We start from the raw sequence: 474 nt of genomic DNA, 5'->3' as shown, positions 1-474 counted from the left end.
TTAAATAGGTAGCTTGTAATCGCTGGTGTTTTATAAGCTGCATCTGCGGCAACTGCTTCTGGTTTTCCAACTTTCTCAATCACTTGCTCAACAAGTGGCTACAAAATATGACTGTCATGTGTATTACCAGGTGTTACAATCGTTCCCAATACAAAACCGTTGCCGTCTGCGGCCGCATGGAAGGATAGGCAAACTGTTTTGTTCGTTCATCTTTCACATAGTAGCCACTCTCAGGATCCGTAGTACTTTCTTTAATTGCTTTGGTTTCTTCCTTATCAAATTTATCTGGTGGAAAAGGCTTCTTTCCGTGGTTTTCACGATCTTGATTGATTTCTTCTTGAAGACGTCCTTGATACGCTCGTGTTTCTTTACGAACGATTTTCTTTTCAAATTTCCGTTTATTCGCACTGGCTTTCACATGTGTGGAATCCACGAAAACGTGTTCTACACTTATTACCTTTTTATTAGCAGCTA

The 474-nt window shown here is 40.1% G+C and carries 1 pseudogene; it reads right to left on the bottom strand.

The annotated features are described in order from the left end of the window. Positions 1-474: pseudogene (locus tag AS888_RS25115) on the bottom strand (transposase); the annotation flags it as partial.

Source organism: Peribacillus simplex (assembly GCF_001542915.1).
Classification (GTDB): Bacteria; Bacillota; Bacilli; order Bacillales; family DSM-1321; genus Peribacillus; species Peribacillus simplex_B.
This window is presented reverse-complemented; position numbering and strand designations above follow the sequence as displayed.